The 16,217-nt window shown below is 63.8% G+C and carries 13 protein-coding genes; 4 read left to right on the forward strand and 9 right to left on the reverse strand.

Annotated features, from left to right (window positions below; all coding sequences use genetic code 11):
• The first annotated feature begins 4 nt into the window (after positions 1–4).
• Positions 5–1,807 (forward strand): DNA polymerase III subunit gamma/tau domain-containing protein, encoded by a 1,803-nt coding sequence (locus ACVOLZ_RS02275; RefSeq protein WP_481514892.1) that lies wholly within the window; start codon positions 5–7, stop codon positions 1,805–1,807.
• 71 nt (positions 1,808–1,878) lie between these two features.
• Here the strand turns inward: ACVOLZ_RS02275 and ACVOLZ_RS02280 are convergent, their stop codons facing one another.
• The 4 genes from ACVOLZ_RS02280 to ACVOLZ_RS02295 form a co-directional block, all read right to left on the reverse strand.
• On the reverse strand, positions 1,879–2,007 hold the full coding sequence (locus tag ACVOLZ_RS02280) for a hypothetical protein (RefSeq protein ID WP_481514893.1): 129 nt from the start codon (positions 2,005–2,007) through the stop codon (positions 1,879–1,881).
• A 47-nt stretch (positions 2,008–2,054) separates the two neighbouring features.
• Positions 2,055–2,339 (reverse strand): hypothetical protein, encoded by a 285-nt coding sequence (locus ACVOLZ_RS02285; RefSeq protein ID WP_481514894.1) that lies wholly within the window; start codon positions 2,337–2,339, stop codon positions 2,055–2,057.
• Positions 2,340–2,534: 195 nt separating this feature from the next.
• Positions 2,535–2,996, reverse strand: coding sequence for a c-type cytochrome (locus ACVOLZ_RS02290; protein WP_481514895.1), 462 nt, complete (start codon positions 2,994–2,996; stop codon positions 2,535–2,537).
• Positions 2,997–3,005: 9 nt separating this feature from the next.
• Entirely contained in the window at positions 3,006–3,398 is a 393-nt protein-coding gene (locus tag ACVOLZ_RS02295; RefSeq protein WP_481514896.1) for a c-type cytochrome, read from the reverse strand.
• A 222-nt stretch (positions 3,399–3,620) separates the two neighbouring features.
• On the opposite strand from ACVOLZ_RS02295, the gene ACVOLZ_RS02300 reads away from it, so the two are divergent.
• Genes ACVOLZ_RS02300 through ACVOLZ_RS02310 form a run of 3 tightly spaced genes read left to right on the forward strand, consistent with a single transcriptional unit; the run spans position 3,621 to position 11,297 of the window.
• The gene (locus ACVOLZ_RS02300; RefSeq protein WP_481514897.1) at positions 3,621–4,757 is read left to right on the forward strand and encodes an efflux RND transporter periplasmic adaptor subunit; all 1,137 of its coding nucleotides are present in this window, start codon (positions 3,621–3,623) and stop codon (positions 4,755–4,757) included.
• Positions 4,754–8,221 (forward strand): efflux RND transporter permease subunit, encoded by a 3,468-nt coding sequence (locus tag ACVOLZ_RS02305; protein WP_481514898.1) that lies wholly within the window; start codon positions 4,754–4,756, stop codon positions 8,219–8,221. The genes ACVOLZ_RS02300 and ACVOLZ_RS02305 overlap by 4 nt, the downstream gene beginning before the upstream one ends.
• Before the next feature lie 4 nt (positions 8,222–8,225).
• A complete protein-coding gene (locus ACVOLZ_RS02310) occupies positions 8,226–11,297 on the forward strand; it encodes an efflux RND transporter permease subunit (RefSeq protein ID WP_481514899.1) in 3,072 nt (1,023 codons plus the stop codon).
• Positions 11,298–11,621: 324 nt separating this feature from the next.
• Here ACVOLZ_RS02310 and ACVOLZ_RS02315 read toward each other — a convergent pair whose 3' ends face one another.
• The 5 genes from ACVOLZ_RS02315 to ACVOLZ_RS02335 form a co-directional block, all read right to left on the reverse strand.
• A complete protein-coding gene (locus ACVOLZ_RS02315; protein WP_481514900.1) occupies positions 11,622–12,854 on the reverse strand; it encodes a TraB/GumN family protein in 1,233 nt (410 codons plus the stop codon).
• A complete protein-coding gene (locus ACVOLZ_RS02320) occupies positions 12,847–13,377 on the reverse strand; it encodes a GNAT family N-acetyltransferase (RefSeq protein WP_303749709.1) in 531 nt (176 codons plus the stop codon). The genes ACVOLZ_RS02315 and ACVOLZ_RS02320 overlap by 8 nt, the downstream gene beginning before the upstream one ends.
• A gap of 11 nt (positions 13,378–13,388) precedes the next feature.
• Positions 13,389–14,276 (reverse strand): carbon-nitrogen hydrolase, encoded by an 888-nt coding sequence (locus tag ACVOLZ_RS02325; protein WP_481514901.1) that lies wholly within the window; start codon positions 14,274–14,276, stop codon positions 13,389–13,391.
• A 400-nt stretch (positions 14,277–14,676) separates the two neighbouring features.
• The gene (locus ACVOLZ_RS02330) at positions 14,677–15,714 is read right to left on the reverse strand and encodes an agmatine deiminase family protein (protein ID WP_481514902.1); all 1,038 of its coding nucleotides are present in this window, start codon (positions 15,712–15,714) and stop codon (positions 14,677–14,679) included.
• A 69-nt stretch (positions 15,715–15,783) separates the two neighbouring features.
• Complete coding sequence (locus ACVOLZ_RS02335; RefSeq protein WP_481514903.1) at positions 15,784–16,113, reverse strand: hypothetical protein; 330 nt, start codon at positions 16,111–16,113, stop codon at positions 15,784–15,786.
• Positions 16,114–16,217: the final 104 nt, after the last annotated feature.

Genomic DNA, 16,217 nt, shown 5'->3' on the forward strand with positions numbered 1-16,217 from the left:
ACGCATGCCGGTGGCATCGGTTACCGAGCTGATCAATCTGCTGGCCGCGCGCCGGCAGACCAGCATCCTGCACGATCGCCGCACCGGCATGCCGTATAGCTGGAGCAACTGGCTGCGCACGCGTGTATCCAAGGGCCTGTCCGCCTTTGTCGATGCCGATGCTGCCGAAGCGATGGCAGCTCGACCGCCGCGACCACGCGAGGCTGCCGCTGCGCCCTTGCCGTTGTGGCAACAGATCGTGTTGCTGTTCTGGAACGGTGGCGAGCCGCCGCCGCGCGACCAGCGTGGCCTGCGTTGGTTTGCCGGGTTCTTCAGTGCCGGCCTGCATGTGCTGTTCGCGCTGCTGTTGCTGTGGGTGGCGCTGGTGCGCAGCAATGTACCGGAACCGGATGCCGAAGAAGGCGAGCGCGTGCAGGTGGAGTATGTCGGGCGCGGTACGCCGGACGAAGAGGGCGGCGGTGCCCCGCAGGCTGCCGAGGCGGCGGGCGCGCAAGCGGCCGTTGCAGCGCAGTCTGGCGCTGCTACGGCCGAGCCATCGGCGCCCACAGCGCAGGAGTCTGTTGCAGCCCCGGCTGCGAGCGCAGTGCAGGACAATGTGGCGTCTGCCGCGGAACCAGAATTCGAGCCCGGGTGGATGCAGGTTGACGCATCCAAGCCAGTGCCGGAGCCACCAACCGCCAGCGAGCAGCCGTTGCAGGTGACGGAGACGAGCCGGCCGAGCAGCGAGTTCGTGCTGCCTCCCGCGACTGTGACAGCGCCTGCGTTGCGCAGCAGCCAAGCCCAGGTGCGCGAACGCACGATCGAAACCGCGGTTGATCGTCCGCAAGCGACGCAGACGCTACGCCAGCCTGCAGACGTTGCGGTGCAGCTGCGTTCGCCCCAGGTGCAGGTGCGCGAACGCCAGATCGAAGTGGCCACGCAACAACCAGCAACGGTAGCTCAGCCACAGGTGCGCGAAACGCAGGTGCAGATTCGCGCGCCTGAGCTTGGCGTGCGCGAGCGCCAGATCGAAACCGCAACGCAGGAATCGGTGGCGATGGCGACGCTGCCATCGCGCGCTGCCCAAGTGCAGGTGAAGACACCGACGATGGCGGTGCGTGAGCGTGCGGTGCCCGGTGTGCCGGACAAGCCCGGCGCGCAGGCGGCGACGTCTCCTGCTGCTGCGACGCAGGCATCAACCAGTACGCCGGCAGCAAGCGCATCGACCAGTCCGTCGCGCACTGGTGGGCAGGCCTCGGCCAATCCAAGTCCGCGCGCTGGAACCAGTACAGGTGCAGGCCCGAAACCGCAGGATCGCAGCGGCGGTTGGGCCGCGCCAAACCGTGGTGATGATTGGGGTGCAGCCCAGCGCCAGGTCGCCGGCAGCGCGGGCGGCCAGGCTGACAAAGGCACTGGGCTGTTCAATGCCGACGGCAGTGTAAAGCTGGGTGGCAACGAGGGGCAGGCGCAGGACGCGGCCAAGCGGGGGGCGCCGGGCGGTGATGCCGACACCTGGAGCCGTGAGCGCATCGCCGAGTCCGGCACCTGGCTCAAGCGCCCGCCGTATGACTACACGCCAACCTCGTTCGACAAATACTGGGCTCCAAACGAGTCCTTGCTCGCCGAGTGGGTGCGCAAGGGCATCAAAAGCGTGGAGATTCCGATCCCCGGCTCAAACAGCAAGATTTCCTGCGTGGTGTCGATGCTGCAATTCGGTGGCGGCTGCGGCTTGACCAACCCGAACATGCAGGAACAGCCGGCAGAAGCGCGGCCACCGCCGGATATCCCGTTCAAGAGAGAGCTGCAGGAAGACAACGGCAGTCGCTGATGGCTCCACGGTGCTTCGCATGCTGCGTTGGATCTTGTAGAAGCGGCGCAAGCCGCAAAGCTCGTACCGGATCAGATGCCGCATTTGCCTGCGGTTTCGGCAATGCCAGCTTCGCGGCTTACGCCGCTCCCACAAACAGAGTCATAAGCACGGCTGCCGCCGAATATCCCTTTCAATAAAGAACTGCTGGAAGACAACATCAATCGTTCAGGGTGGGGGCTCTGAGTAGCTCAGGTCTGCTGGAAGGTCAGCTGCCCATGACGAAGAATGTGAATCCGGAGTTCGGCACGCGCTCGCTGTCAGCGCTGACCTCCGCGATTTCCTCGAAGAACACCCGTGCGTCCTCGTTACGTAGTTCTGCAGGAATTTGCAGTGCAGCTTCGTTTCGAAGTGAATCCAGAACCTGGGCTTCCGCGGTATCTCGATTTGCTGCCTCCACGAAGCGGGTTGCGTAGAAGCCGATGGGCGAGCGCTTGCCCACCAGGGCGCCAGGGAAGTCTTCACCGCAGATCGAGCATCGATAAAGTGGCATGCGTGATCAGGTATCCGTTGTGGGAGCGGCGTAAGCCGCGAAGCAGATGGCGCTTCATATGGCATCAGTGGCTGGGGCTGCAACAATGTCAGCTTCGCGGCTGACGCGGCTCCCACAATCACTGCGAAGCGTATTGAGAACAAAGCCGCCCAAGGGCGGCTTTGTTGTGTCAGTGCGGTGCTGCGACGGTTGTCTTCAGTCCACGCCGTGCAGGTCGCGCAACTGGCTGGGGCGCGAACCGAAATACGCGGCCAGATCGGCGATGTCCTGGTCGCTGAGCTTTTGCGCCTGCGGGGTCATCAGCATGTGGTCGCGGGTGCTTGCCCGGTAGGCCTGCAGCGCGTGGGCGAGGTAATCGCCGTATTGGCCGCCGAGTTTGGGATAGGTTGGGTCGATCGGGTTGTTGCCGTCGGCGCCGTGGCAGTCGATGCAGCTCTGCCCGGTGGCCTTGCCCTTTGCTGCTGCCAGATGCTCACCGGCGGCGATGCGACCAGCGGGCAAGCCTGCTGAGGAGCTGGAACCGTGTTCGCCACTGGCGTGGCCCGGGTCGGCCGCGGATTTGCCGCTGGACTCGACCTCCGACTGCGTACAGGCAGCCAGACCCATGACGGCGAACAGGGCGATGGACAAACGCAGTGCGTGCGTGGCTTTCGTCATGGTCGGCGCTTATTTGAGGGTGGACAGGTAGGCGGAGAGATCAGCAATGTCCTGCGGGCTGAAACTCATGGATTGCGCCTGCATCGTTGGATGCTTGCGCTTGCCTTCGCGGTACTCGGTCAGCGCCTGGGTCAGGTATTGCGGCGACTGCCCACCGATCTTCGGCACACGGTAGCTGGGGTAGGCGTTCTTGTAGCCGGTGATACCGTGGCAGCCCTGGCAGGTATAGGCCAGAGTCCGGCCGGTAGCAGCATTGCCCGTGCTGGCTGGTGCCGGTGTGGCGGCGGGGGCAGTAGCGGCGGGGGCGACGGCGGGTGTAGCAGACTGCGGATCAGCCTGGGCGGCCCCGAAGGTCAGGGCAAAAGCCAGAGCGAAACAAGCGGCGAGCGGCTGCGAGCGCATGGTTTCCTTATCCGGTGAGCGGGTCTGGGGTTCCGCCGTGGGATACGGAACGGGCCGAGTATAGCCCGCGTATTTACCCGTTCGGAACAGGCACTTGGATGTTGCAATGCGGTAGGCGGAAGCAAAGGTGCAGGTACCCATGACTTTCGGGGCATGGTGTTGGTGTGGGGTGGTGCAATACTTTGCTACAACACCTGCCTACGCATCCCCAGGGACAAGACGATGTCGCGACTTTTCACTCTGCACGCCCGCACCGGAAGCTGCGCTGCTGCACTCCTGATCACCACTTCCCTGTTGCTCGGCGGCTGCAAAGCCGGTGGCGAGGAGGCCAAGGCCAAGACGCCGGATGAGCAGAAGGCCAGTGACGCCGTACCAGTGGAAGTGGCCAAGGCCGAGCGCCGTGCCATTGCCGCCAGCTATACCGGTACCGCGGCGCTGGAGCCGCGCGCTGAGTCGCAGGTGGTCGCCAAGACTTCCGGTGTGGCGCTGGCGGTGCTGGTCGAGGAAGGCCAGCAGGTCCGCGCCGGCCAGCCGCTGGTACGGTTGGACCCGGACCGTGCGCGCCTGAGCGTGGCGCAGAGCGAGGCGCAGATGCGCAAGCTGGAGAACAGCTATCACCGCGCCGAGAAGCTGGTGCAGCAGCAGCTGGTCAGCGCTGCCGACGTGGACCAGTTGCGCTATGACCTGGAGAACGCGCGGGCGATGTACCGGATGGCGACGCTGGAGTTGTCCTACACCACGGTAGTCGCGCCGATTTCCGGAGTGGTCGCTTCGCGCGACATCAAGCCGGGCAACTTCGTGCAGATCAACTCGCCGATCATCCGCATCGTCGACAGTGCCCAGCTCGAAGCAACCCTCAATGTGCCGGAGCGCGAGATCGCCAAGCTCAAGCCGGGCCAGGCGGTGTCGCTGCAGGTTGATGCGCTGCCGGGCAAGCCGTTCACCGGCACGGTGGATCGCGTTGCGCCAGTGGTGGACAACGGCACCGGCACCTTCCGCGTGGTGACTACGTTTACCGGCGAAGATGCATTGCAGGCCGGTATGTTCGGCCGCCTGAGCATCAATTACGACCAGCGCGCCGATGCACTGGTGGTACCGCGTACCGCGTTGCTGGAAGACGGTGGCAAGCCGGCAGTCTATGTGGTGCGCGATGGCAAGGCCGTGCGTACCGAGTTGGCTCTTGGTTACGACGATACCGGCTTCATCGAGGTGCGCAACGGTCTGAAACAGGGTGATGAAGTCGTCATCGCTGGCAAGGCAGCTCTGCGCGAGGGCAGTGCGGTGCAGGTGATCGGCAAGGAGAAGGCGGTCGCAGCGGCGGCCAAGGCGCCGGCAGCTGCACAGGCGACCAAGCAATGAGTGACCACGGACCGTCGGCTTCCGGCGGTGGCTTCGATCTGATCGAGTTCGCCACCCGCCGCCGCGTCACCATCGCGATGATGACGCTGACCCTGGTGTTGTTTGGCCTGATCTCGCTGTCCAGCCTGAAGGTCGAACTGCTGCCGGACCTGAGCTATCCCACCCTGACCGTGCGTACCGATTACGAAGGTGCGGCACCGGCCGAGGTGGAAACCCTGATCTCGCAGCCGGCCGAAGAAGCGCTGGGCATCGTCAAGGGTCTGCGCAAGCTCAAGTCGATCTCGCGCACCGGTCAGAGCGACGTGGTGCTGGAGTTCGCCTGGGGCACGGACATGCAGCAGGCGGGCCTGGACGTACGCGACAAGATGGAGACGCTGCAGTTGCCGCTGGAGGCCAAGCCGCCGGTACTGCTGCGCTTCAATCCCTCGACCCAGCCGATCATGCGGCTGGCACTGTCCTCCAAGCAGGAAGCCGGCAACGACGCCGATGCCGTGCGTCGCCTGATGGAACTGCGTCGCTATGCCGATGAAGACCTCAAGCGCAAGCTCGAGCCGGTCAGCGGTGTGGCCGCGGTCAAGGTCGGCGGTGGTCTGGAGGATGAGATCCAGGTCGATATCGACCAGCGCAAGCTGGCTGCTCTGGGTCTGTCGTTGGACACGGTGATCCAGCGCCTGCAGCAGGAGAACGTCAACCTGTCCGGCGGTCGTCTGGAAGAGGGTTCGCAGCGTTACCTGGTGCGTACCGTCAACCAGTTTGCCACCGTTGAACAGATGCGCGAGATGCTGCTGACCACGGCAAGTGGGTCCAGCACTGCAAGCTCGGCCGGGGAAAACCGCCAGCTGATGTCGGCCATCCTCGGCAGCAGCGATCCCAACGTGATCGCTGCGATGCGCAGCGATGGCAGCAGCAGTGCGCCCAGCGTGCGCTTGAAAGATGTGGCACAGGTAAGCCAAGGCTATAAGGAACGCGAGGCGGTGATCCGCGCTGGCGGTCATGAGGCTGTTGAGCTGGCGGTCTACAAGGAAGGCGATGCCAATACCGTTTCCACTGCCGATGCGTTGGAAGCCAAGCTCGAAACGATCCGCAAGGAAATGCCCAAGGACATCGAGATGACGATGGTGGAGGACCAGTCGGTCTTCATCCGTCACGCCATCAAGGACGTCAAGATCGATGCGGTGATCGGCGGCCTGCTGTCGGTGCTGATCATCTTCCTGTTCCTGCGCGATGGCTGGAGCACCTTCGTGATCTCGCTGTCGCTACCGATCTCGATCATCGCCACCTTCTTCTTCATGGGCCAGCTCGGCCTGAGCTTGAACGTGATGTCGCTGGGCGGCCTGGCGCTTGCCACCGGTCTGGTGGTAGATGACTCGATCGTGGTGCTGGAATCGATTGCCAAGGCGCGTGAGCGCGGCATGGGCATTCTGGAAGCGGCGATCAAGGGCACCCGTGAAGTGTTCATGGCGGTGGTTGCCTCGACCCTGACCACCATCGCGGTGTTTCTGCCGCTGGTGTTCGTCGAAGGCATCGCTGGTCAGCTGTTCCGCGACCAGGCCTTGACCGTGTCGATCGCCATTGCGGTGTCGCTGGTGGTGTCGATGACGCTGATTCCGATGCTGAGCGCGCTGAAGGGCCGCCCGCCATTGGAGTTCCCGGCCGAGGATCCGCGTGAGCCGTGGCGTCCTGAAAGCCGTTGGAAGAAGCCGGCTGCGTATGCAGGCCGTGGCATCGGCGCGATGTTCCGCTATGGCTTCTATTTCCTGGCCTGGAGCGTGGTGCGGATTTTCCGTGGCATTGCTGCGGTGGTCGGCCCGGTGATGCGCAAGGCCAGCGACCTGGCGATGGCGCCGTACGGCCGTGCTGAAGCCGGCTACCTGCGCGCGCTGCCGGCGGCATTGAAGCGTCCGTGGCCGATCCTGGGTTTCGCGACGCTGGCCTTCGGTCTGACCTTGGCCGCACTGCCGCTGCTGGGCGTGGACCTGCTGCCGCAGCTGGCCCAGGACCGCTTCGAGATGACTGCCAAGCTGCCGCCAGGCACCCCATTGGCGCAGACCGATGCACTGGTGCGCGAAGTGCAGCGCAAACATGCAGGCGAAGAAGGTGTGCGTCTGCTGTACGGCGTCTCCGGTACCGGTACGCGACTGGATGCCAGCCCGACCGAGAGCGGCGAGAACATCGGCAAGCTGTCGGTGGTGATGAATGACACCAAGCTGGAGCCGGCACTGACCGAGAAGCTGCGCGAAACCATGAAGGCCTGGCCGTCGGCGCAGGTGGATTTCGCCCGCCCGGAACTGTTCGCGCTGTCGCCGCCGCTGGAGATCGAAATCGAGGGCAATAATCTCGAAGACATCCGCGTCGCCGGCAATCGTCTGGCCGGCATGCTGCGCGAGAACCCGCACTACGCCGACGTCAAGTCGACGGTGGAGCAGGGCTTCCCGGAAATCCAGGTGGTGTTCGACCAGGACCGCGCTGCGGCACTTGGCCTGACCACGCGCCAGATCGCCGATGCGGTAGTCAACAAGGTCAAGGGCAATGTCGCCACCCGCTACAGCTTCCGTGATCGCAAGATCGACGTGCTGGTGCGTGTGCAGGAGTCGGAGCGTTCGTCGGTGAATGACATCCGCCGCCTGATCGTCAACCCGACCGGCGCCAAGGCGATTGAACTGGGCTCGGTGGCTGACGTCATCGCCACCACCGGCCCGAGCGAAATCCACCGCGCCAACCAGCGCCGCGTGGCGATTGTCTCGGCCAACCTGCGCGATATCGACCTGGGCAAGGCCATCACCGAAGTGCAGAACATGGTGGCCAAGAACCCGCTGGGCACCGACGTAGGCATGCACATCGGTGGCCAGGGCCAGGAGCTGGGTGAGTCGATCCGCTCGCTGCTGTTTGCCTTTGCATTGGCGGTGTTCCTGGTCTACCTGGTGATGGCATCGCAGTTCGAATCGCTGCTGCATCCCTTCGTCATTCTGTTCACCATTCCGCTTGCCTTGGTTGGCGCGGTTGCGGCCCTGCTGCTGGCGCGCTCGCCGGTCTCAGTGGTGGTGTTCATCGGTTTGATCCTATTGGTCGGTCTGGTGGTGAAGAACGCCATCATCCTGATCGACAAGGTCAACCAGCTGCGCGAAGAGGGTGTGGCAAAGCGTGACGCATTGGTGGAAGGCGCACGTTCGCGTCTGCGTCCGATCATGATGACCACGCTGTGCGCGGTGTTCGGCTTCCTGCCGCTGGCCCTGGCCTTCGGTGAAGGTGCCGAAGTGCGCTCGCCGATGGCGATCACGGTGATCGGTGGCCTGCTGGTCTCGACCATGCTGACCCTGCTGGTGATCCCGGTGGTGTACGACCTGCTGGACCGCAAGCCGGACGAGTATTACGCCGAGCGCGGCCGTCGGGCGCGCCAAGCGATGGCCCAGGCCGAGCAGGTGCTGAGCCATGAGCAGGACCCCATCGGCGGCATCAAGGACTGAGCGGATGAATATCACCGAGCTGTCCATCCGCCGCCCCGTCACCACCATCATGCTGTTCGTATCGATGGTGGTGATCGGCCTGATCGCTGCGTTCAAGCTGCCGCTGGAGTCGGAGCCGGAAGCATCGATCCCGTTCTTCTTCATTGCACTGCCGTACCCGGGCTCGACCCCGGAAGAAGTGGAACGCAACCTGCTGCGGCCGGTTGAAGAGGCCATCGCCACGATGCCCGGCATCAAGACGATGAACTCGCGTGCCAACGCCGAGGGCGGCCAGATCCAGGTCGAATTCAGCGATTGGAACCGCGACATCGCCATGGCCGCATCCGAAGCGCGTGAGCGTATCGACGCGGTGCGCGACGAGTTGCCGGATGACTTCCGCCGTTATTACGTGCAGCGCTGGAGTACCAGCGACCAGGAGGCTATCAGCCTGCGCCTGAGCAGCGCCGAGGACCTGACCGCGCGCGCTGACATGATCGAACGTGCCATCAAGCAGCGCCTGGAGCGTCTGCCTGGCGTGGCCCGAGTCGAAGTGGAAGGTGTGGCCAAGCAGGAAGTGCTGATTGCGTTGGACAAGGATCGCATCAGTGCGCACGGCGTGGCGCTGAACGATCTTGTGCAGAAGCTGCAGGCAGCCAACTTCGCGGTATCGGCCGGGCAGATCACCGAGGATGGCCGCCGTCTGCGTGTGCAACCCAGGGGTGAGCTGCTGGAAGTGCAGGAGCTGCGTGACCTGCCGGTCAACAACCGCGGTACCCGCCTGTCCGATATCGCCGAAGTCAGCCTGCAGCCGCAGCGCATGAGCTATGTGCGGCGCATGGAAGGCAAGCCCAGCGTAGGCGTGGACATCTACAAGGAGCGCTCGGCGAACCTGGTGGACCTGTCGCGCGCTGTGACCAAGGAGGTCGCGCTGTTGGGCGAGGACCCGGCCCTGCGCGGTGTCGATATCGAGATTGCATGGGACTCGGGCAAGGCGGTCACCAGTTCGCTGCTGGCGCTGGCCGAGGCCGGTGCGATCGGTTTGTTGTTGTCGGTGATCGTGCTGTACGCCTTCCTGCGCCATTGGCCGTCAACGCTGATGGTGTCGATGGCGATCCCGATCTGTTTCATCATGACGCTGGGCTTCATGTACTTCACCGGTATCAGCCTGAACATCATCTCAATGATGGGCTTGTTGCTGGCGGTGGGCATGCTGGTCGACAACGCCGTAGTGGTGGTGGAGAGCATCTACCAGGAGCGCGAGAAATACCCTGGCAAGCCGGAGATGGCGTCGATCATTGGTACCCGCCACGTGGCGATCGCGCTGTCGGCAGGCACCTTGTGCCACTGCGTGGTGTTCCTGCCGATGATGTTCGGCGAGAAGAACATCATCACCATCTACCTGACCCAGCTGGCGTTGACCATCTCGTTCTCGTTGCTGGCCTCGTGGCTGGTGGCGGTGAGCTTGATTCCGATGCTGTCGGCACGGATGAAGACCCCGCCGGCATTGAAGTCGCCGTTCATCAGCCGCCTGCAGGAACGCTATGCGCGGATCCTGCGCTGGACCTTGCAGAATCGCGGCTGGAGCGTGGCGGGTATCGTGCTGGTGTCGGTGCTCAGCGTGTGGCCGATGACCCATACCACCGGTGGTGGCGATGACAATGATCCGGATGAGATCAACATCTTCTACCAATGGAAGGGCTCCTATTCCAAGGAGGAGATGGGCAAGGAAGTGCAGCGGGTCGAGGACTTCGTCAATGCCAACCGCGACGAGTTCAAGATCAAGCGCGTCTACAGCCGCTTTGCCGAGCAGGGCTGGGCGCAGACGCGCCTGTACCTGACCGTGGACGACCGCGAGCAGAGCAAGAAGATCGAGGAAGAGGTGCGCAAGGGGTTGCCGCAGTCGGCGCGCGCCAAGATCGGTATCGGCTGGCCGGGTGGCATGGGCAGCGAGGGAGGAGGGCTGCGTTTCAGTCTGGTCGGTGATTCGAGCCAGACCTTGCGCGAGCTGGCCGATGACATCGTGCCGATTCTGGCGCGTGACCCCAAGTTGCGCGACGTGCGTGTGGACGTGGGTGATGCCAATGCCGAGCTTGCGGTGCGGGTAAACCGCGAACGTGCAGCTTCGTATGGCTTCAGTGCCCAGCAGGTGGCGCAGTTCGTCGGTATGGCGTTGCGTGGCTCATCGCTGCGCGACTTCCATCGTGATGACGTCGAGATCCCGGTCAACGTGCGCTTCTCGGGCTCGGAGAACTACAGCATCGAGGACTTGTCGTCGTTCATGGTGCGCAGCTCCAGTGGCAAGGAGATTCCGTTGCTGGCGATGGTGGACGTGAACGTCAATCCGGCGGCCAACTCCATCCAGCGCCTGAACCGGCAGACCATGCTGCGGATCGAGGCCGGGCTGGCCAAGGACGTGCCGATGGACCAGGCGCGCAAGTCCGTCGAGGAGACCTTGGACCGCGTGCAGTTCCCGCCCGGCTATGGCTATACGTTCAACGGTGCGGGCTTCAACATCAACTTCGACGGCATGGACCAGATGGTGAGTGCGATCTTCATCGCCCTGATCCTGATGGTGGTGATCATGGCCGCGGTGTTCGAGTCGCTGTTGTTCCCGGCCGCGATCATGTCCTGCGTGCTGTTCTCGATCTATGGCGTGTACTGGCTGTTCTGGCTGACCGGTACCGAGATGAACATCATGGCGGTGATCGGCATCCTGGTGCTGATGGGCGTGGTGGTGAACAACGGCATCGTGATGATCGAGCACATCAACAACCTGCGCCGACGTGGGGTGTCGCGGACCGAGGCGTTGATTGAGGGCAGCCGGGAGCGGTTGCGGCCGATCATGATGACGATGGGCACGGCTATCCTGGCGATGGTGCCGATTGCCTTGAACACGACCACGGCTGATGGCATGCCGCCGTACTACCCGATGGCGCGTGCGATTGCTGGCGGTTTGGCATTCTCGACGGTAGTGAGCCTGCTGTTCCTGCCGACCATCTATGCGTTGCTGGATGATATGCGTACGGGCACTGCACGGCTGGTGCGGCGTGCGCGCGGCTTGCCGCCGGTGGAACATGCGGCTGTTGCAGAGGGCTGATTGCTTGATGGGCAGGGCGGCTGTAGCTGCTGCGATTGCAAGCAGCGAAGGCAATAGCAACAGCTGAAGCAAGAGCTGCCCTCACCCCAACCCCTCTCCCGCATGCGGGAGAGGGGACAGCCAAGGCAAAGGCTGGATCAAAGGCCGAAGCAACAGCCAAAGCTGGCGATCGCGCTTCCGCAGCCGAAGCCGGCGATGCAGCAGCAAAAGAAAATGCAGGAGAGCCAATCCCCTCTCCCGCATGCGGGAGAGGGGTAGGGGTGAGGGCGCTTCTAAGCTTTTAAAGCACTTATAGCTTTTAAACCAAAGCTCAAGGCCAAAACCTCACCCAGCCAACTTTCCATAAACACTGAAGCCGGTCAGCCACAAACCGAGCATGCTGCCAAGATTGGTCAGCATGAAAGTCAGCACGATCCGGGTAACACGGTTCCGATACCAGCCTTTCACGCTCTGCGCATCATCACGCAGCTGCAGGAAGTCCTGATACGTCGGCTTGCGCAGCCGCGTCTCCACCAGCGCTGAAAACGCACCGGTGGGAATGCTCAAACGGAAAGGCTTGAAAGGCGCAACCACGATCGCGGTCAGAATGCTCAGCGGATGGCTGGCAGCAAGCAATGCACCCAAGCCAGCCAAGCCGCCGGTAAACATCGCCCAGGTCAGCAGCATGTTGGCACCCATGCCCATGCCGCCCTTCCAGAAGCCAAAGGCAATACCGCCTAGCACGATGGCCAGAATGCCCAGCGTGATCCACGGGATGTTGCGCTTCTTTGGCACCGACTCCAGCTGCTCGCGCAGCGGGCCAGGAGCGTCGGTGTCGGTCTCCAGATAGCGGGCCAGGCCAGCCAAGTGACCAGCACCAACCACCGCCAGCACATTGCGCTGCTCGCTGTTGTGCTCTTCGCGCAGGCGCGTGGCCATGTAGCGGTCGCGCTCGCCGATGATGGCCTTATAAAGCTCCGGGCTCTCGTTGGCGAACTCGCCGAAGCTCGACTCCAGCATGTCACCCTGCTTGAGCTTCTCGATCTCTTCTTCGCCCACATCTTCGGACGAGAACAGGCCGGCGCCCAGGCCCATCACCAGTTTCAATTTTCCGAAGAAACCCAGGCTCTGCGAGGCGCGGCGGAAGGTCAGGCCGACATCGCGGTCGATCAGATGTACCGGCAGGTCGTTGGCATTGGCCAGTTCGACTGCACGCTTGAGTTCGGCGCCAGGCTCGATGCCCAGCTGCTCGGCGAGACGGCGCTGATAAGCGGCCAGCGCGAGGTTGGCAGCAAACAGCGCCACGCGACCCTTGCGGATCACCTCGACCAGGTCCAGCTGGGCAAGTGCGTTGGGATTGGTCAGTGCCTGCAGGCGCTGCGGGTCCAGCTCGACCGCGACCGCGTCGTACTGACCGCTGGCGATGGCCTGCTCAACCGCTTGGACGCTGGCGGCCGAAACGTGGGCAGTCCCCAGCAAGGTGTAGCGCACGCCGTCGCGTTCAACCACGCGCACGGGCTGGCCGGCCAGCAGTTCGCCGCCGGTTTCAATAGAGGAGTCAGTCATTGCTTCATTCATTGGAGGGGGCGCTGTCGGCACCGTCGCCGAGTGCGCGTTGCATCTGTACCGTGTCCAGCCAGCGGCCATGCTTGCGGCCGAGGCCGCGGAACACACCGACCAGCTCGAAGCCGAAACGTTCGTGCAGCTTGATCGATGCGGTATTGGTCGGCTCGCCGATCACCGCGATCATCTGCCGGAAGCCACGTGCGGTGCATTCATCGATCAGCGCCTGCATCAAGGCTTTGCCTACGCCTTTGCCCTGGAAGCGGGCATCGACGTAGACCGAGTTCTCCACGGTCCATTGATAGGCGATGCGGGCACGGTAGCTGTTGGCGTAGGCGTAACCGGCTACCTCGCCGTCGATGGTGGCGACGAGATAGGGGAAGCCGCGTGCGGTGATGTCCTGCATGCGCTGCGCCATTTCCGACGCGGCGGGAACTTCGTACTCGTAGGTGTTGACCAGCTCGCGCACCTCCACCGCGTAGATCGCGGTGATGGCCGGGATGTCAGCGGGTGTGGCGGTGCGCAGCTGGAGAGTCATGTCAGGTCCGGTCAGTCGATGTAGCGCTTGAGCAGGTCGCCGTAGGCATCAATGCGGCGGTCACGCAGGAACGGCCAGATGCGGCGCACGTGCTCGCTGCGCTGCAGGTCGACTTCGCAGACCAGCAGGGTTGCGTCGGTGCCGGCTTCGGCGATGAATTCGCCCTGCGGGCCCAGCACGTGGCTGTTGCCCCAGAAGTTGATGCCCGATGCGCCCAGCGGCGAGGCTTCGTGGCCGACGCGGTTGCAGCTCAGTACCGGCACGCCGTTGGCGACGGCGTGGCCACGGTGGCTCAGCACCCAGGCATCGCGCTGGCGGTTTTTCTCGTCCTGCACGTCGGCCGGGTCCCAGCCGATCGCGGTCGGGTAGAGCAGCAGTTCGGCACCAGCCAGCGCCATCAGGCGTGCGGCTTCCGGATACCACTGGTCCCAGCAGACCAGCACGCCGAGGCGACCGACCGAAGTCTCGATCGGCTTGAAGCCGATGTCGCCCGGGGTGAAATAGAACTTTTCGTAGAAGCCCGGGTCGTCGGGGATGTGCATCTTGCGGTACTTGCCCAGCAAGGTGCCGTCCTTCTCGAAGACCACGGCGGTGTTGTGGTACAGGCCAGCGGCGCGGCGCTCGAACAGCGAGCCGACGATGACCACGCCGTGTTTCCTGGCCAGTGCGCCGAGGTGCTCGGTGCTGGGGCCGGGGATCGGTTCGGCCAGATCGAATTCGTCCACCGATTCGTGCTGGCAGAAGTACGCGCCGTTATGCAGTTCCTGCAGCAGCACCAGTTTCGCGCCCTGCGCGGCAGCCTCGGCGACGCGTGCGTCGATCACGGCCAGGTTGGCGGCGGCATCACCGTGGTTTCGCTCCTGCACCAGGGCGACGGTAAGAGGGCTGCGCGAGTTCATTGCTGCGATCCTGCGGGGGAAAACATCAATGTTAACGCGGATGCGCGTCGGCAATGCGGTCAGGGCTGAACGGATGGGGAGGTGGATGTACGCGGTTGCTGGCGCTTCTTATGTAGAGCCGAGCCATGCTCGGCTGAGCAAGCACCTGACAGATCCGGTTTGCATGGCGTCGAAACGAAAGGCTGCCGAGCATGGCTCGGCTCTACGCTTTGAGCCCCTCTCCCGTGTGCGGGAGAGGGGGTGGGGTGAGGGCGACTTTTCGCTCGTAGAGCCCCTGCCGAGCATGGCTCGGCACTACGCTTGCGCCCCTCTCCCGTGTGCGGGAGAGGGGGTGGGGTGAGGGCGGCTTTTCGCTCGTTAAGCCTCTGCCGAGCATGGCTCGGCACTACAGGTGCGGCGTTTAGTTTTTTAGCAGGCCGGCTGGCAGCTGCATGGTGATGCAGTGCAGGCTGCCGTTCTGCCAGATCAGCGAGCGGCAGGGAACCTGCACGATTTCGCGGTCCGGGAAGGCCTGGGCCAGTACGTCACGCGCGACATCATCGGCAGCATCGCCATAGGCTGGCATCAGTACCGCGCCATTGATGATCAGGAAGTTGGCATACGAGGCTGCCAGGCGGCGGCCTTGGTCGAGAACAGGTTCGGCCCACGGCAACGGGAACAGGCGGTAGGGCTTGCCCTCGGCGGTGCGCAGGGCGGCCAGTTCGGCGCCCATGGCCTGCAGCTCGGCGTAATGCGAGTCCTGTGGGTCGTCGCAGTTCTGGTAGACGATACTGTCGACCGAGGCAAAGCGGGCGAGGGTGTCGATATGGGCGTCGGTGTCGTCGCCTTCCAGGTAGCCATGGTCCAGCCACAGCACGCGGTCCTGCTGCATCCAGGCGGCCATGTCGGCGCTGAGCGAGTCGCGCTCGCGTTCCGGGTGGCGTTCGTGCAGGCACTTCCAGGTGGTCAGCAGGGTGCCGGCACCGTCGGTGTCGATGGCGCCGCCTTCCAGTGCGAACGGAATGCTGCGGACCTGCGCGTTGTTGAACACCTGCTCCTGGTCGAGCGCGCCGACCAGCTGATCATCAAGGCTGGCCTCGAACTTGCCGCCCCAGCCGGTGAAGCGGAAATCCAGCAGCTGGAAGCTGCCGTCGGCACGCTTGAGGGCGATCGGACCGGAGTCGCGCAGCCAGGTGTCGTCGTAAGGCGCGGTGACGAACTGCACGCGCTCCATGTCCACGCGGTTCGAGCGCAGGCGCATTTCCGCGTAGGTCTCGATGTCGTCATCGGCCACGCAGATCAGCACCGGCTGGTAGCGGGTGATGGCGCTGACCAGCGCGATGTAGGTTTCCTCAACCTCGGCCAGGCGCTCGGCCCAGTCGGTGTCGGCGTTCGGCCAGGCGATCAGTACGCCGGACTGGGTTTCCCATTCGGCTGGAAAGCGGAGCGTGTCGTTCATTCTTCTCGGATGCGTTCGGCCCGGGTGGGCATTGGAGCAGCAGGCCAGGGCCTGCTGCCGGGAAAGGATTCAGCGGATCGGCGGCTTGGGCCCGACTTCATCCGGGCTGGCCTGGCGGGCCACCACGTCGATCACGCGCTGCTTTTCGAAGTACACGGTAAACGCCGGGTAGACCCAGCGGTTGATGGTCGGCCATTGGCGCTTCTGGCCGCCGCGCGGGTCCATGCGTTCGCTGGGTGCGCCGAAGCGGGCTTCCACCTCGGCCATGCTCTGGCCACGGGCCGGAATGGCCTGGGCAGGCTTTTCCTGCGCGCGCTCGATCAACAAGGTATCGGCGTGCACTGCCGGTGCGGTAGCCAGTACGGCGATCAGGCTCAAAATCTTGAATGCGTGGTTCATGGTCACATCTCCCCAGAGGACAGGGTGCGATTACAGCAAAAAATGGCAACGAAAGTGCAGTCCTGCGTCGGTATTGCTGCACGCACTCAGCAATGCGTCATTGC

This window comes from Stenotrophomonas sp. STEN020 (assembly GCF_056760195.1).